Source organism: Enterococcus cecorum (assembly GCF_052119425.1).
GTDB lineage: Bacteria > Bacillota > Bacilli > Lactobacillales > Enterococcaceae > Enterococcus_E > Enterococcus_E cecorum_C.
Genome location: NZ_JBQKFH010000015.1, coordinates 35434 through 51407, shown reverse-complemented (window position 1 = coordinate 51407; position 15974 = coordinate 35434). Strand labels below are relative to the sequence as shown.

Below are 15974 nucleotides of genomic sequence, written 5' to 3'. Positions count from 1 at the left end.
CTAGAGGGACAATGGGTTGTTTCATCATAAAAAACCTCCAATCTTCTGTTTGAATACAGTATAACTGGAGGACTAGATAGATGCGATACACCTTGTTATTGGACGCTTACGATGAAACCAAAATGAAGTTGAAATAAAAATAGTTTCTATTCTTCTAAAAAAGAGGAATAGAAACTATTTTTTTAATTGATAAACTCGTAGGATGGCTCATCTAATTTTTCATCATAATTCACGACTAACTGATAGCCTTCAAAAAACCATTGATCATCTTCTTCAATGAAATAATTGAAATCCTCCACAGTGACGTGAACCAAAGGACGATTTGGTGTATCAACACTCATTCCAACAGAAAACCCTTCATGAACCGGGGTACTCCCATATACTTTTCCAAAAAAGCGGATACCTTGTCCTGGGTTTAAGATGATCTCCTTTTTAAACCATGCATGTGCTTTTGGTGAAATCGTTAATTCCATCCAAAAAACCTCCTAATCATTAAGTTTTTCATCAAGATTATCAACGTTTACAGTACTACCAATTACTAATAAATTATCATTTTCGCAGACAATCTCATTAGCAGGTGGCGAAACAACCACTTGACCATCTGCACGACGAATCGCAACAACCGTTAAGCCAAATCGTTGACGGAAATTCACTTCGATAAGGGATTTATTAAAGAATTTTGGATTAGATACTTTAATTTCTGCCAATGAAAACTCATCAGATAGCTCGATAAAGTCTAAAATATTTCTTGAGACTAAGTTATGAGCAATTCTTACCCCCATATCACGTTCAGGATGGACCACGCGATCAGCTCCCACACGTTCTAGTACTTTAGCGTGATATTCATTTTGTGCTTTAGCCAAAACATTGGGAACGCCCATTTCTTTAACCATTAATGTCACTAAAATACTAGCTTGGATATCCTCACCAATTGCAACTATGACATGGTCAAAATTACGAATCCCTAAAGAACGCAACGTACTTTCATCTTGCGCATTTCCTACAACTGCATGCGTTGCGATATTCATATATTCATTCACACGTTCTTCATTGGAATCGATGGCTAAAACTTCTTGACCTGATTCTACCAAAGTACGACAAATACTGCCACCAAAACGACCTAACCCAATGATTGCATAATTTTGTTTCACCTTTATGATACCTTCTTTCTTACTTTACCAATCCATGTTTAAATGCATAGATTGCCGCTTGTGTGCGATCTTCCACACCCAATTTGGCCAAAATATTCGACACATGTGTTTTAACAGTTTTCAATGTAATAAACAGTATTTCTGCGATTTCTTGATTACTTTTACCTTGTGCAATCAAATCTAATACTTCGCGTTCCCGATTCGTTAACTCTTCATATAAAAAATATTGATTGGCATAATCTTGGTTTTGAATTTTTTCACTGACTTCTTCTTCAATCACCCTTTCGCCGACAATCGTTTTACGAACCGCTTCGGCAATTTCCTGCGCTGAAGAAGTTTTTAATAAATAGCCACTCGCTCCGGCTTGAATCGCTGGAAATACTTTTTCATCATCTATATAGCTCGTAACGATGAGAATTTTTGCTTGAGGCCACTGAGCTAAAATTTCTTTAGTTGCGGTAATACCATCCATATTATCCATGACTAAATCCATTAGAATAACATCTGGACGAAGTGATAAGGCTTTTTCTACCCCCTCTTGACCATCGCTTGCTTCCCCGACAACTTCAATATCTGGTTGAATACTTAAATACGTAGAAACACCTAAACGAACCATCTCATGATCATCAACTAATAATACTTTTATCATTTCATCACCCCATTATCAATTAAAGGTATTTTTATTTCAATACTTGTACCTTGATTTAAAATACTAATAATTTTTACCGTACCACCCACACTTGAAATACGCTCCTTCACATTTAACAAGCCGTAACTTCCTGCTTTTTTCTTGGAAGTATCAAATCCAACGCCATCATCTTGTATCCTTAAAACCAATTGTTTCGCTGATTGATTTAAATAAAGTTCAAGTTCAGAAGCTTTAGCATGACGTAGTGTATTTGATAATAATTCTTGGACTACACGGAACAACTCATTTTCAATAGATGGTTGAATGGATACTTCTTCCACATCATAGATTATCTTCAATTCAACTTTTGATTGTAGCTCGACTAATAATTGTTCAATCCCTTGTTTTAAGCTACGTCCTTCCAAATTAATCGGCCTTAAATGTAATAACAAAGCACGCATCTCAGACTGAGCCATTGATAATATCTTTGCTACCATTTGGATTTGTTTGGAAAAATCTGTGGTATTTGCTCCTTGTTCAATTGTTTCATTTAGTGCAGACATAATCATCATAGCAGCAAATAATTGTTGAGAAACAGAATCATGAAGTTCTCTAGCTAAGCGATGACGTTCATTTTCAAGAATCTCCTCTTTACTTTCGCCATCAAGCAATTCTTGTTTTTGATGCTCTGTCTGTAAATCCAGTGTCATTGCCTGGATTTGCTTTTGGATTTCATTCAATCCCTCAAGTATCTCTTTTTGATGATAATTTTCAACTTTAGTTAACTTATTAAAAGCTAACGACTGAAATTCATCTACACGTGCTTCCTTTATTTTTTTGACTTGTTGTTCAATTGGGTCTAATAAACCTTTTTGCTTGAAAAAATAAATTAAACACATTGCGATTGCTAATAGAATGGCTAATAAAGCAATATAAACAATAATAGGCACAAATAATATCTTTGCAGACAATATCCTTAACATCCATTGCTTATTCCCTTGAGCAAAAAAATAAGCAAATAGAACAAAAATGAAGCTCCAAAAGAAAGTTAATGAAAGGTAAGCAACCCAGCGAAGAATTTTAGATTTATTCATACGCGAATCACCTCTAAATCACCCATAATTACATTAGAAATAATTTTAATCTTTCGTTCACTTTCAGCATATTTCATATCATGGATTTTTACTTCTTCAGCATTTAGCGAATAATGATATTGTTGGAAATGAAATTCACCACGGAATGCCTCATGTAAAATATCAATTTGGATGCCATGCGGTACTAAAATCCGAGTACGACCAAAGCCTTTGCGTAATACGATGACATTTTTGCCCTTAGGTAAAATCGTATTTCCTAAATCAATAATTGAATCACCGGCAAAAATCGTTAAATTAATGTCATCAAATTCAAAAACTTCATTACCAATCATTTGAGTCCCAATGTAGCTTTTTTTACTGATAAATTCCTTTTCTTCACTTGGTTCTTTTGTTTGGACCATAATGATATTTTTTTTACGCCAAAACAATAGATTCCCATAATCCAGGTCAATGATTTCAAAGCCTTTAATCCCGATAAATAAGACAATAAAGACTAACATTAACCAAAAAGCATAACTATTAATCAGGCTGATAAAAATGAGAACAATCCCCAACCATAATAGCAAATTTGTATTTTTTCCTTTTTTACGACGTAGGTAGTGTAAAAATAAGCTTAAAGTTCCTAAAATTAAGATTACAGTCAAACCAGAATCTTCCACAATTTGCCAGATAGAAAGAATCAATAGTAAAATATTGACAATAAAGAAAAAACGCCAGGCACTAAGTTTCAACTGCAGCCCTCCTTATAATATAGAAAGGTACCATCGACTAGCGATAGTACCCTTTAATCATTACTATTTCACAGAAACAATTTTAACCAAGAAGTCGCCACCTGGTGTTGAAATATTTACTTCATCATTCACTTTTTTACCAATTAAAGCTTGTGCAATAGGTGAATCATTAGAAATTTTACCAGCAAAAGGATCAGATTCAGCACTTCCGACAATAGTGTACTCTTCTTCTTCTCCATCAGGCAACTCTTTAAAGACAACCGTTTTACCAATTGAAACTTCATCTTGAGCAACATTATCGTTATCAATAATCTGTGCAAAACGAATCATGTTTTCTAATGTGGTGATTCGACCTTCCACAAAAGCTTGTTCATCTTTAGCAGATTCATACTCAGAGTTTTCAGATAAGTCACCAAAACTACGCGCAATTTTAATACGTTCAATAATTTCACCGCGTTTTACAGTTTTTAATTCTTCTAATTCACGTTCTAATTTTTCTTTTCCTTCTTGTGTCATTGGATATACTTTTTCTACCATCTATAATTCTCCTTTATCATACATCATTGGATATTATTGATTCACATATTTTTCCACTAAAGCATTGTGTTCTTCTAATGTTTTAGCAAAATATACTTGGCCTGTTTTCACATCGGCCACAAAGTATAGATAATCATTTTGAATTGGATTTAAGACTGCTTGAATGGCCTTTTCTCCTGGATTATTAAATGGTCCAGGTCCATATCCTGTATTCAAATATAAATTATATGGTGAATCAGTTTGAGTGTCCTTAATTGTAACAGTTTCTTTCGTTTCGTTCAATGCATAAAGCACAGAAATATCTGATTGTAATGGCATATTTTGTGCTAGACGATTATAAAATACTTGGGCAATATTTTTACGATCCACATCACTAACTCCTTCTTTTTCAACTAAAGAAGCTAAGGTTAGCACTTGTTGAACCGTCATATTTTTTGCCGCAATAGTATCATAATAATTTTGCATGACCGCATCTGTCTTGGCAATCATTTGTGTCACTAAATCTTTCAAGGTCATTTTATTGAGATAATCATAAGTTGCTGGGAATAAATAGCCCTCTAAACGATAGCGAACATCCGTAGCATTTGCCGCAGATTCTAATAATTTAGGATATTTGGCTTGCATCTCTTGGAAGAACTGATCATCTTTCATCAAAGCGAGAAATTCTTTTTTATCTAATTTGGTTTTATCCGCCAACTTATCTGCTATTTGTTCAATTGTAAAACCTTCAGGAATCGTCAACTTCACATCGGCCACACTTAAACCATTGCCACCTTGTAACTTCTTACTAATCCCATCAAGCGTCATACTTGGACTTAATTTATAAGTTCCAGCTTGAAAACCAGTTAAATTGTTAAACTTAGTATAGTAATTAAAAACTAGTCCACTCTTAATAATATGACCTTTTTCTAAAATTTCTCCAATTTGCTTATTGGAGGAACCAGTTGGAATAGTAATTTCTATCTTTTTATTATTTTGTGGATCTAGTGGATTAAGACTGGATTGAACATAGCGAAAAATAGTAAATCCTAAAATAGAAATAATCAAGACTAATACAACAACAACAATCGTAACTATTTTATTTACGATGCGATCTTCTGTATTTCGTCGATTCATTCGTCGTTCCTTTTTCTGTTTCGCACGAGCAGTTGCAGAAGTTCTACTCATCTGCGAGCGATTTTTATGATTCGTAGATGGATTGTTAGACGTCGGCTTTTCTGGTTGATTTGTTGAATTCAAATCTACGCCTCCTTCATATACTTAACTTGTTTTATTATACACGATAGATTTTGATTTTAAAACCTATTTTGATTTTTTAAAAATAATCAGTTTACTAAAGATATAATTTGATAAAATCACAATAAACTGAGAAACAAATTTTGCAATAAAATCACTTGTCTTTAACACTTCTAAACAAAAAGATAATGACCCCATATCAAAGCCTAACGTTAGAATACGTGCAGCAAAAAATAAAAATAATTCTTTTAAATTTTGTGCTAAGGTTTTTCCTCTAGATTCAAAAACATATAGCTTATTCGTAATATAGGCAAAAAGTACTGAAAGTATCCAAGCAATTAAATTAGCAATAATATAGTTAAAATGTAATAAATCTTTGAATAAGAAATAGGTAATAAAGTTGACAACAAAGGTACATCCACCAAAGAAAAGATAAGAAAAAACTTCCCAAAGATTTTTTTCTTCTAGATATTGCTTTATTTTTTTTGTATAAGTCATATCAAAACTCCATTTTATTCGTACCAGACTATTGTAGCGAATGAATAAAGAAAAGGCAATCATAATTTAGAAAGTTTTAATTTTTCCGTATTCATGACTCAAAAAAACCGACCTACATCGTGTAAGTCGGTAAGTGGTCATTTATGGATAAATACGATTTAATAAACGAGGGAATGGAATAGCTTCACGCACATGATCAATCCCGGCAATCCAAGTAACTGTACGTTCTAAACCTAAACCAAAGCCTGAATGTGGCACGGTTCCATATTTACGTAAATCTAGATACCATGAATATTCGTCTTCATTCAAGCCCGCTTGACGAATTTGTTCTAACAAGTAATCGTAATCCGTCGCTCTTTCTGAACCACCAATAATTTCACCATAACCTTCTGGCGCAATTAAATCGGCACACACAACAACATCATCACGAGTTGGATGTGGTTTCATATAGAATGGTTTAATTGCTTTAGGGTAGTTCATGATAAATACTGGTTGTTCAAATGAATTTGCGATAAAGGTTTCATGTGGTGAACCAAAATCATCGCCCCACTTGATGTCATCAAACCCATTTGCTTGTAATCGTTCAATCGCTTCATCATAGCTAATACGTGCATATGGTAGTTTGGTATATTTTTCTAATACGCTACGATCACGACCTAAAACATGTAAAGCATAGTCACAATGATCTAAAACATTTTGTACTAAGTATGCGACATATTGTTCTTGAATCTCTAAACTTTCTTCTTGATGCATAAAGGCCATTTCTGGTTCAATCATCCAGAATTCAATCAAATGACGACGTGTTTTTGATTTTTCAGCACGGAAAGTTGGGCCAAATGAGAAGACTTTTCCCATCGCCATTGCTGCAGCTTCCATATATAGCTGACCTGATTGAGATAGATAGGCTTTATGATCAAAGTAGTTGGTTTCAAACAAGTCTGTCGTTCCTTCAGGTGCAGAACCTGTTAAAATTGGTGGGTCTACTTTCACAAAACCATGATTATTGAAAAATTCATAAGAAGCACGAATAATTTCGTTACGGATTTGCATAATGGCATGTTGTCTAGAAGAACGAAGCCATAAATGACGGTGATCCATTAAAAAGTCAGTTCCGTGTTCTTTCGGTGTAATTGGATATTCATGGCTTTCTCCAATCACTTCAATATCTGTAATCCCTATTTCATAACCAAATTTAGAACGAGAATCTTCTCTAATTTCACCAATAACCCAGACAGAAGTTTCCTGATTTAGTCCTTTTGCTAATTGAAATACTTCTTCAGGCACTTCACTTTTAACTACTACTCCTTGAAAATAAGCAGTTCCGTCTCTAAGTTGTAAGAAAGCAATTTTACCACTTGAGCGTTTATTAGCTACCCAAGCACCAATCTTAACAACTTCCCCAACGTGCTCTTTTGAATCAACAATTTGAATTTGTTTCACGAGAGTCTCTCCAATCTATACTAACAATTATATATTAACGCATCTATTACATTTTACTTTCAACAAATGCTTTGATACGTTGTGCACTTTTTTCTAATGTATCCCAGTCTGTTGCATAACTAATCCGAATATATTGATCCATTCCAAATCCAGCCCCCGTCACAACCGCAACATGGGCTTCGTTTAATAAATCTTCTACAAAACTAGTAGCTTCTTGATAACCACATTTTTGTAGAGTTTCACTGATATTAACGAAGAAATAAAAGGCTGCTTGTGGTTTTTGGACTTTAAAGCCTGGAATTTCACACAATAATGGATATAAACGGTTTAATCTTTCTTCAAAAACCAAACGCATCTCTTCTACGAACGCTTGACTGCCAGTTAAAGCCTCAACAGCAGCATATTGACTAACCGCTGTTGGATTACTTGTTGATTGACTAGCTAGTCGAATCATTCCTTGTATGATTTCTTCATCCCCTACAGCAAAACCAATACGCCAACCCGTCATGGCATATGTTTTCGATACCCCATTAATCACAATGGTATTTTGACGGATTTCTGGTGTCAACATCGCCATGGAAGTGAATTGATTATCACCATAAATCAAGCGGCCATAGATATCGTCTGCAACAATTAATACTTTATTTTTAACCGCCCATTGTCCAATCGCTAATAATTCTTCTTTTGAATAAATCATTCCAGTTGGATTAGAAGGCGAATTAATGATAATCGCTTTTGTACGTTTAGTCAAGACTTCATCCAAGTGCTCAACAGTAACTTTAAAGCCTTTTTCTTCATCCGTCTTGGCAAAAACAGGGACACCAGAAGCCAAACGTACTTGTTCCGCATAACTTACCCAATAAGGAACCGGAATAATGACTTCATCCCCTTCATCCAAAATCGTTTGGAAAAGTAAGTATAATGCAAACTTTGCGCCATCGGTTACAATTGTTTGATTGACTGTATAATCCAAGCCATAGTTTTCCTTCATGTAAGTGACGATTGCTTGCCGTAGTTCAGGAATACCTGCTGATTGTGTGTAAAAACTAGCCTCACCTGATTGAATCGCAGCAATGGCAGCCTCTTCAATATTTTTAGGTGTGACAAAATCAGGCTGACCAACTGTTAAACTTAGAACATCTAGACCTTGTGCTTTTAATTCTTTTGCTCTTGCTGCCGCTTGCAAAGTTACTGACGGCGCTAAATTTTGAACCTTTGTTGATAATTTCATTTTCCTCATCCTTTTTATATTCTGTCTTCAACAATTCATTAACCTTAAATATTTTCAATTGCTTGACCAGATTTAAAGTCAAAAAAATAATACTGATTTTGTTTAGAAACGATTTCCCATACAATGTGTTTGTTGTAAAAACCAAGAGTGGCTTTTAATATCGTTTGATTTGGATGGACTTTTGCAAAGACTTGGCGAATTTCATCTTCATTATAACCATCTTTTTGATTCACCACTTGTACTTTGCCACCTTTTTGCGCAATGATGACATATTTTTCGTCACCTTTTGCATCTTTTCCACCCACTGAGAAATAAGTTTTTTTACGATTGAACCAATAAAAGTCATCAACTTGATCTAATTTACCATACTGTGTTGCAATTTGGATTGCTTCATTTCTGGCGTGTCGATAGGTCTTGGTTGCTTTCAAGTAAAATATGCTCGTAAATAAGATAACTCCCAGCATAATATATATACCTATCATCAATATTTGATTGATACGTTTTTCACGTGCATCTTCATCATGCAAATTTTACCCACCCCTAACCTGGCTTTTAATTCTAATGTTTTTATTATAGCAGATTCTTTGCGTAAGTTTTACAAAAAAATAGGAATTTACTAATTTTTAAGTCTTTGCCTCATACTCCCAAGGTTTCGGTAAGATTTTTTGTAGCTTCTTTCCGTAAGTTGTCGAAATCAGCCGCTTATCTAATATCAGCAGTTTCGCCTCGGGTTGATTTGCTACTAAATCTAAACATCTCGCTAAACGAATACCAGCTGTCGGTAAAGCCTCACGTTGAAACGCATCGATATCTAGATTTTCCAAATACTTTTGATAAGCAAGTGTTAATGGCTCGCTAGGATTATGGAAAGGTAAACGGGTCAATATTACACGTTTAAATTGAAAATCAGCTAAAAACGAATCATCTAGATATTGATTTAATAAAAACACAAATTGATTATCATTTTCTTCATAACGTTTTTTTATCTTTGACAAGCTGGTATTCTGACCCAGTGCAAACAACTCAATACCTGCTTGATTTATCGTTTCACTCAAGTCTTCATATACATAACGCAAAACCTCTTTTGAACTAAAAAGTACTAACGTCGACCCTTGTTGATTCAAAATTTCATGCATCAAAATTTTCGCAATATACTGACTAAATTCTTCATTGGTTACTTCTGGAATGGATATCCCTTTTTGGACCACTTCAATCCGTGGCAAAAAAGTACGCTCTTTTTCTTTTAGTTGCTTTACTTTGACATTGTTTAAAGACAATTTTTCTGCAAAATAATTTTTTTGGTACGGCAAGCTTAGATGATTTCCAATAAAGATTTTGGCTGCATCTGTAGAAATCGTATCTATCATATTTGTGAAGTCATAACGAATAAAAAGTAAATGATTTTTTTCTAAAAACCAGGTATGCACGGTTGTTTCTTGAAAATCTCCAAACCACGCAAGTAATAATTGAAACTGCTGTACAATGTTTATAATCTCATGGTCAATTTCTTGATTATTTGAAGATGAAATGTATGCAATAAATTCCTCATAATAATTCAGCAATTGATTGATTTGACGCTGAAAACTTTGAGGCAAGGCTACAAATTCACTTTCATTAATAAGTTTGACAGACACAAGTGATACCCATTGATCAAACACTTGCCTTTGAAAGTCGTTTATTAATGATAAGATACTGGCTATTGCTGGATGTTTTTTTGCTTTTAACACTTGATTGATTAATTTTTGCAAGTTTTGGATATCTACACGTCGATGATTAAATTTTTGTAATGGCAACAAATATTGCACCTCTTCGAATATCACTTGACGATAAGCAAAATCTTGAAACACTTCATCAAAATTAGCGAGCAAAACATCTTTTTGACGAAATAAAACGACCTGCGCGCATTGCATTTCCAGTGCACGGCGTTTTAAATAATATGAATCAGGATTTAAGTCTACTGATTGACAATTCACTTGTTGAAAAAAACTGTGTGACTGTTGATAAAGTCCTAATTCAACTAATGATCCAGTATCCGTCTGCGTTAACCAAACTAAAATCATCATTTGTAAAATAGAAGTGAATTTTTGGTCAGGGATTTGACTTAACATCTGGGAAAATTGATGTAAATCAATATATTGATCATCAGGATAGTAATGAATATAGTGTAATCGGCTATATATAGATTCGCTTGTCACCTTTTGCCAATTTTGCCACCAGATATCCGATTCATAACCTAAAATAACTGGAAAATCATCTGGAGTAAAGTAACTAAGTGGCAAGAAAATATTTTCTGGATGTGACAACTCGCGATTAACGTCAATGGTAACTTCTTCTGCTAATTGTTCTTTTTTTAAGGAATAGCGATTCTGATAGATGAGATTCATTAATTTAGCTTGTTCATTACTCAAGCTTTTACCAAGAATTTTTTCTTTAGCCTTCTTTGTTTTTGGATAACTAGCTAAATGATGACTTTTTGTAGGATGAACGCGAGATTTTTTCACCCAAATATCTTCTACCAATTCTAAATCATCTGTCTTAGTAGCTAATTTTCCCTGTAACTGCCTTAATTCCTGACATTTCTTTATAAAGTCTCCCGTCTGCATACTTAGTAAATCGCATCTTTGACAAATTTGTGTCAAAGTCTTGATAGGTAAATCTTCAATTATTTGTCCTAGATATAAAAATAATTCTGCTGTTACCTTTGCATCACTATCTGCTTGATGAGGATTTTCATGGCTAATACCTAGGTTTGTCACTAGATCATTCAAACGATAACTTGACTGCACTGGTAAAAAGATTTGTGCTAAATCCACAGTATCTATCGCCGGTATCGTTAACGCTTCATATCCATATTTCACAAATGTATTTGACAAAAACTGATAATCAAAGTGAACATTGTGTGCAACAAAAACTGTATCTTGCAAAATATTTTCAATCATCAAGGCAACATCTTCAAAATAAGGTGCTTTTACTAAACGACGATTGGTTAATCCGGTTAAATGCTGAATATTTTTTGGAACAGCAAAACCTGGATTAATGTCGGTTGAAAAAGTATGTAAAATCTGATTATCCTGAACCAAGGTACAAGCGAATTGAATAATTTGATCTTTCAATACATCTGTCCCCGTAGTTTCTAAATCAACAACAGCATAAATCGTTGACAATTCAGCACCTTCTTTCCATTTAATTTCTATTTTTCCAAGAAACAGTATAACGAATTTTCGCAATAAAAACAAAATAAAAAAGACCTACTAACAAGTTTGCTAGTAGATCTTGGCCATTATTATTAACGATTAAGCTTTCACAACATTTGTTGCTTGAGGGCCACGTTGTCCTTCTTCAACATCAAAAGTAACACTTTGACCTTCTTCTAAAGTTTTGTAGCCATCACTTTGGATAGCTGAAAAATGTACAAATACATCTTTACCATCTTCACCTGTAATGAAGCCAAAACCTTTTTCAGCATTAAACCATTTCACTGTACCTGTTTGCATAAATAAAATCCTCCTTGTGTATCTAACACATCCATTAATATTGCAATTCATTGTTTTGGGAAACTTGTGGAAGATGTTTATTTATATTGAAACGAACTACCATAAATCACCGTTACAAAAACTACCTCTACATAGTAACACACTTTAGACTAAAATGATAGGATTTTTTTGAAAAATTTTACACTTTTCCAAGTTAACTTAGACATTTTTTAATTTTATACCGAATTTTTCTGCTTATTTTAGTTGAAAATGTATGTTGTTCATTTATTATTAGCTACTCAGGCTCCGTTATAATATCAAACATTTGATACATTTTTTCAAAAATGTCGCTTGCAAATCTGTCTTAATGATTGTAAAATAACGATTGGTTAAAATTAGTCCGCGTAGCTCAGTAGGATAGAGCGCACGCCTCCTAAGCGTAAGGTCGGCGGTTCAATTCCGCCCGTGGACGTTAAAAAGCTGCTTTTGAGAGAAATCTAAAGCAGCTTTTTTTTATTTTTTATGATTGCTTAATTGGCCAGCATATAAAAAGTACTCTTTTGCTACTAAATGCTGTTTAGCTAAAAATTTCTGAAATTCTTTTACTTCACGTTCTTCTAATAGCGTTAACACTAGACCCTTTCTCCCCATGCGTCCTACACGTCCTGAACGATGTAAATAGGTTTTTTCATCATAAACAAAATCCATATTTACAACTAAAGATAAGTCATCAATATCTAGCCCCCGAGTAGCAATATCCGTGCACAATAATAATTTAGCTTGATGATTTGAAAAAGCATGAAGGGCAATTTTGCGTAATTGGGCACTCTGATCAGAAGCTAAAGAAGCAACTGGGATATGATGATATAAAAGCTTATCTTCCATAACCCCTAATTCACTTAAACGATTGAAAAAAACTAAGGCTGAAAGCTGATCAATATTACCTAAACGACGTAAAAAGTCTAAGCGATTACGTTTTGACCAAATAACATAACCGTGCGTGATTTCACCTTTACTTGTATCTTCACTTGTAACATCAATTAAAGTCAATTTTAATCGGTACATTTGCTGAAATTGTTCTGGAAGTTGCGTGCCACTTGCTGAAAATGCGAGTACTTGTACTTGATTATCCATTGCTTTTAAGATGGGACTTAATAAAGCACTTTCTTGATTGCTTTTCAATAGTTGGTCAGCTTCATCTAGTATCAATGTTTTGACTTGATGTAATTTTAATTTCTTTTGTTGATTTAATTCATTGATACGACCTGCAGTGCCAACAACAATTTCTGGTCTTTGCTTTAACTTTTCAATTTGACGTTTGATATTTGCTCCACCAATCAAACTTTGTACTTTTAAGCCTAAATCTTTTGCCCAAGGACGTGCTACCTCTGTTACTTGCATAGCTAATTCCTGAGTCGCAGTAATCACAACAAGTTGTACGCCTTGATTAGCAGAAATATTTAACATTGTCGGTAGTAAGTAGGCGATGGTTTTGCCTGATCCAGTCGGTGAAACGCCTACAATTGATTGTCCTTCTTTAATGGGTTCAAATACTTTTTCTTGAATTTTGGTTGGTGTTTGAAACTTTTCAGATTGCCATCTTGCTTGCCAAGTCTCAGGCAGTTGATTTATCTCCATTTCTTCCTCCTAAATCATTTGATAGCTAAATTATAACACAAGAAAGTATGTTTTCTAAGCCTTTGATGCTCTTGATAAAAATCTTTTTGTTTGATACACTCAACTTTAGAAAATTTAAGGAGGGTATCCTTTGAAAAAAGCCATCAAACCACTTTATTTCATCGCAATGACACTATTGTTCTGCTTCTTTTCAACAGCTCCTCTTTGGGCCGATGAAACACAAAATAATTTCTCCATCGATGCCAAAGCGGCAATTGCTGTAGATGCTGATACAGGAAAAATCTTCTATGCACAAGATAGTACAACACCTATGCCGATTGCCTCTATTACCAAGGTCCTAAGCATATATGTTGTATATGACAAAATCAAAAATGAAGAATTAGATTTGCTAGACCAAGTAGTTATTTCCCCTCAGCTAGCTGAATTAAGTACCAAACCTGATTTGTCCAATGTCGCACTGGTAGCCAATCAAGCTTATACTGTTGAATCGCTCATCCATGCTAGTTTAATTCAATCAGCCAATGCCGCGGTTATGGCCTTAGGGGAAAAAGTCGCCGGCAGCCAAGAGCAATTTGTCAATCTGATGCGACAAAAGGCGGAAAGTTTAGGCATAACAGATGCAAAAATCATTTCAGTTTCTGGTTTAAATAATCGCGACCTCGGAGATTTTAGATATCCTGGTACCGGTGATGATGAAGAAAATGAAATGTCGGCTCAAGATGTAGCTATCATTGCCAAACATTTTATTGAAGACTATCCTGAGGTACTGAATATTACAAGTACCGTGCAAGAAAGCTTCGGCGAAAACACCGCACAACCTAGTATCATGCAAAACTGGAATCAATTATTGCCAGGTTTACCACTTCAAAAAGAAGGAGTTATCGGCTTAAAAACCGGAACGACCGATTTAGCCGGTGCCTGCTTTGTTGGCGTTATTCGACAAAATAGCCGCGAAGTCATCACCGTGGTCCTACATGCCAATAATCAAGCCAACGATAGTAATGCTCGTTTTGTCGAAACAAGCAAATTAATGGATTACGCCTTAAATCAATGGCAAGAAATCACTTTATCAGCTACAGATTTAACGAATGCGATTCAATCAAAGCTGGCTGTTATAGATGGGAAACAAGCTTCTGTAAGTTTAAAAGTTAATGATCCATATAAATTATGGGTACCCGTACAATTTGATAGCACTCAGCTTAAATATGAAGAACAATTAGAAGTTCAATCCATTCAAGCACCCGTACAAATGCATAGAGAAATCGGTACCTTAATAATTAATAATCCAACTGACAACTACGGCTACTTACCAGACTCCCAAACACCAGAAAGTCAAATTAAAATAGTAACTGCAAATGCTGTAGAAAAAGAAAATTTCTTTGTCTTGTGGTTGCGCCAAGTAAAAAATATCGCACAAAACGCGTGGATGCATACAAAGCAATTCTTTCAAAGCCTATTTTAAGATGGAACAATAAAAGAAACGAATATCTCAAGTGTTAATCTTGCTTAGATATTCGTTTCTATTTTTTAATATAAGTCTGCAACAGCCTGGCTTAAAGCTGTGGCTACATCCTTTTCATCACTAAAGCCTACCCAAAAGGCTGTGATTAAAGACTGAATATTTTTTTCTTGTGAAGATGGGATATCCCACTTGCCATCTTTTTGAACCAAGTCTATTTTTACTTCAACTGGATCTTTTATTTTTTGCGCCTTTTTAATTTCTTCATTCATTGCGTTAAATAAAAGTTCCTGAGCTTTTTCTTCATTATCCGCATATGTTGGATCATTGGCAATTTTCTCAAAACTAACTTTTAAAGCTTTGCCTACTGCCCCAATAAAATCAACCCCATAAATTTCATAAGTCACCCGATAATGATTATCTTTTTGAGACTTAATATTTTTAATCTTGTAGGAAGTTTTTGTCTTCAACGCCTGTTTTAAAGAATCAGTTAATTTTTCAGCTTGCTCATTAGACATCGCCGCAGCCTGACTCATTTGTGCCACCAAAGCTTTGGAGAATTCCCCATCTTTTGAGTGTTCCATTTCTTTTACAATAGCACTTCCATCAACAAAATTTTCTTCAAATGATTTTTGTGATTGATTATAAATGACACTTTCTACAAAAAGCTTAGCCGCCTGTTTTTCAGAAAGAGGCTGGCTAGACTTCCCACACCCACCTAAAATAAATAAACCTAACAATAATATCAGCCATTTTTTCATATCCATTCCTCCAATTCGTACTAGTTAATTTTATTATACGCAAGCTGAACATATATTTCTAGGGATAGAAAGTGACTGCAATAAAAAAAGCCTGGCA

The 15974-nt window shown here is 34.4% G+C and carries 16 protein-coding genes and 1 tRNA gene; 2 read left to right on the top strand and 15 right to left on the bottom strand.

The features are described 5' to 3' along the window. Positions 1–182 precede the first annotated feature (182 nt). The 13 genes from ACTQZM_RS05575 to ACTQZM_RS05515 form a co-directional block, all read right to left on the bottom strand. A complete protein-coding gene (locus ACTQZM_RS05575; protein ID WP_113784333.1) occupies positions 183–473 on the bottom strand; it encodes a HesB/YadR/YfhF family protein in 291 nt (96 codons plus the stop codon). Between the two features lie 12 nt (positions 474–485). After that, the gene (locus ACTQZM_RS05570) at positions 486–1151 is read right to left on the bottom strand and encodes a potassium channel family protein (RefSeq protein WP_016251916.1); all 666 of its coding nucleotides are present in this window, start codon (positions 1149–1151) and stop codon (positions 486–488) included. Positions 1152–1170: 19 nt separating this feature from the next. Beyond that, positions 1171–1800: a response regulator transcription factor gene (locus ACTQZM_RS05565; RefSeq protein WP_016251915.1), complete on the bottom strand. Its 630-nt coding sequence runs from the start codon at positions 1798–1800 to the stop codon at positions 1171–1173. Continuing rightward, positions 1797–2873 carry a sensor histidine kinase gene (locus tag ACTQZM_RS05560; protein WP_349277102.1) on the bottom strand — a complete coding sequence of 359 codons (1077 nt, stop codon included), beginning with the start codon at positions 2871–2873 and terminating at the stop codon, positions 1797–1799. The genes ACTQZM_RS05565 and ACTQZM_RS05560 overlap by 4 nt, the downstream gene beginning before the upstream one ends. Next, positions 2870–3604, bottom strand: coding sequence for a cell wall-active antibiotics response protein (gene liaF / locus ACTQZM_RS05555; RefSeq protein ID WP_441653139.1), 735 nt, complete (start codon positions 3602–3604; stop codon positions 2870–2872). Before liaF ends, ACTQZM_RS05560 begins: the two co-directional genes overlap by 4 nt. 63 nt (positions 3605–3667) lie before the next feature. Continuing rightward, positions 3668–4141, bottom strand: coding sequence for a transcription elongation factor GreA (greA, locus tag ACTQZM_RS05550; RefSeq protein ID WP_016251912.1), 474 nt, complete (start codon positions 4139–4141; stop codon positions 3668–3670). Between the two features lie 33 nt (positions 4142–4174). Beyond that, positions 4175–5308, bottom strand: coding sequence for an endolytic transglycosylase MltG (gene mltG, locus ACTQZM_RS05545; protein ID WP_441653141.1), 1134 nt, complete (start codon positions 5306–5308; stop codon positions 4175–4177). Positions 5309–5443: 135 nt separating this feature from the next. Continuing rightward, positions 5444–5875, bottom strand: coding sequence for a GtrA family protein (locus ACTQZM_RS05540; protein WP_113784328.1), 432 nt, complete (start codon positions 5873–5875; stop codon positions 5444–5446). A 141-nt stretch (positions 5876–6016) separates the two neighbouring features. Continuing rightward, positions 6017–7315 carry an asparagine--tRNA ligase gene (gene asnS, locus ACTQZM_RS05535; RefSeq protein WP_113784327.1) on the bottom strand — a complete coding sequence of 433 codons (1299 nt, stop codon included), beginning with the start codon at positions 7313–7315 and terminating at the stop codon, positions 6017–6019. 46 nt (positions 7316–7361) lie between these two features. Beyond that, the gene (locus ACTQZM_RS05530) at positions 7362–8546 is read right to left on the bottom strand and encodes a pyridoxal phosphate-dependent aminotransferase (protein WP_441653138.1); all 1185 of its coding nucleotides are present in this window, start codon (positions 8544–8546) and stop codon (positions 7362–7364) included. Between the two features lie 44 nt (positions 8547–8590). Further along, complete coding sequence (locus ACTQZM_RS05525) at positions 8591–9073, bottom strand: cell wall elongation regulator TseB-like domain-containing protein (protein WP_248624749.1); 483 nt, start codon at positions 9071–9073, stop codon at positions 8591–8593. Positions 9074–9169: 96 nt separating this feature from the next. Then, positions 9170–11710, bottom strand: coding sequence for an exonuclease domain-containing protein (locus tag ACTQZM_RS05520; protein ID WP_441653137.1), 2541 nt, complete (start codon positions 11708–11710; stop codon positions 9170–9172). Between the two features lie 129 nt (positions 11711–11839). Next, on the bottom strand, positions 11840–12040 hold the full coding sequence (locus ACTQZM_RS05515; RefSeq protein WP_248624753.1) for a cold-shock protein: 201 nt from the start codon (positions 12038–12040) through the stop codon (positions 11840–11842). Between the two features lie 377 nt (positions 12041–12417). On the opposite strand from ACTQZM_RS05515, the gene ACTQZM_RS05510 reads away from it, so the two are divergent. Beyond that, positions 12418–12491: transfer RNA gene (locus tag ACTQZM_RS05510), tRNA-Arg, on the top strand. A gap of 41 nt (positions 12492–12532) precedes the next feature. Here ACTQZM_RS05510 and ACTQZM_RS05505 read toward each other — a convergent pair. Further along, on the bottom strand, positions 12533–13657 hold the full coding sequence (locus ACTQZM_RS05505) for a DEAD/DEAH box helicase (RefSeq protein WP_441653136.1): 1125 nt from the start codon (positions 13655–13657) through the stop codon (positions 12533–12535). A gap of 130 nt (positions 13658–13787) precedes the next feature. Between ACTQZM_RS05505 and ACTQZM_RS05500 the strand changes: the two genes are divergently transcribed. After that, positions 13788–15119, top strand: a complete 1332-nt coding sequence (locus ACTQZM_RS05500) for a serine hydrolase (RefSeq protein WP_441653134.1) — start codon at positions 13788–13790, stop codon at positions 15117–15119. A gap of 65 nt (positions 15120–15184) precedes the next feature. Here the strand turns inward: ACTQZM_RS05500 and ACTQZM_RS05495 are convergent, their stop codons facing one another. Then, positions 15185–15877 carry a DUF5105 domain-containing protein gene (locus ACTQZM_RS05495; RefSeq protein WP_441653133.1) on the bottom strand — a complete coding sequence of 231 codons (693 nt, stop codon included), beginning with the start codon at positions 15875–15877 and terminating at the stop codon, positions 15185–15187. Positions 15878–15974: the final 97 nt, after the last annotated feature.

Bases quoted from the DNA above. Each gene is read 5' to 3' on its own strand.
- ACTQZM_RS05575 (WP_113784333.1), bottom strand. From the start codon at position 473: ATGGAATTAACGATTTCACCAAAAGCACATGCATGGTTTAAAAAGGAG.
- ACTQZM_RS05530 (WP_441653138.1), bottom strand. From the start codon at position 8,546: ATGAAATTATCAACAAAGGTTCAAAATTTAGCGCCGTCAGTAACTTTG.
- greA (WP_016251912.1), bottom strand. From the start codon at position 4,141: ATGGTAGAAAAAGTATATCCAATGACACAAGAAGGAAAAGAAAAATTA.
- ACTQZM_RS05505 (WP_441653136.1), bottom strand. From the start codon at position 13,657: ATGGAGATAAATCAACTGCCTGAGACTTGGCAAGCAAGATGGCAATCT.
- ACTQZM_RS05515 (WP_248624753.1), bottom strand. From the start codon at position 12,040: ATGCAAACAGGTACAGTGAAATGGTTTAATGCTGAAAAAGGTTTTGGC.
- ACTQZM_RS05495 (WP_441653133.1), bottom strand. From the start codon at position 15,877: ATGAAAAAATGGCTGATATTATTGTTAGGTTTATTTATTTTAGGTGGG.
- mltG (WP_441653141.1), bottom strand. From the start codon at position 5,308: ATGAGTAGAACTTCTGCAACTGCTCGTGCGAAACAGAAAAAGGAACGA.
- ACTQZM_RS05565 (WP_016251915.1), bottom strand. From the start codon at position 1,800: ATGATAAAAGTATTATTAGTTGATGATCATGAGATGGTTCGTTTAGGT.
- ACTQZM_RS05560 (WP_349277102.1), bottom strand. From the start codon at position 2,873: ATGAATAAATCTAAAATTCTTCGCTGGGTTGCTTACCTTTCATTAACT.
- ACTQZM_RS05540 (WP_113784328.1), bottom strand. From the start codon at position 5,875: ATGACTTATACAAAAAAAATAAAGCAATATCTAGAAGAAAAAAATCTT.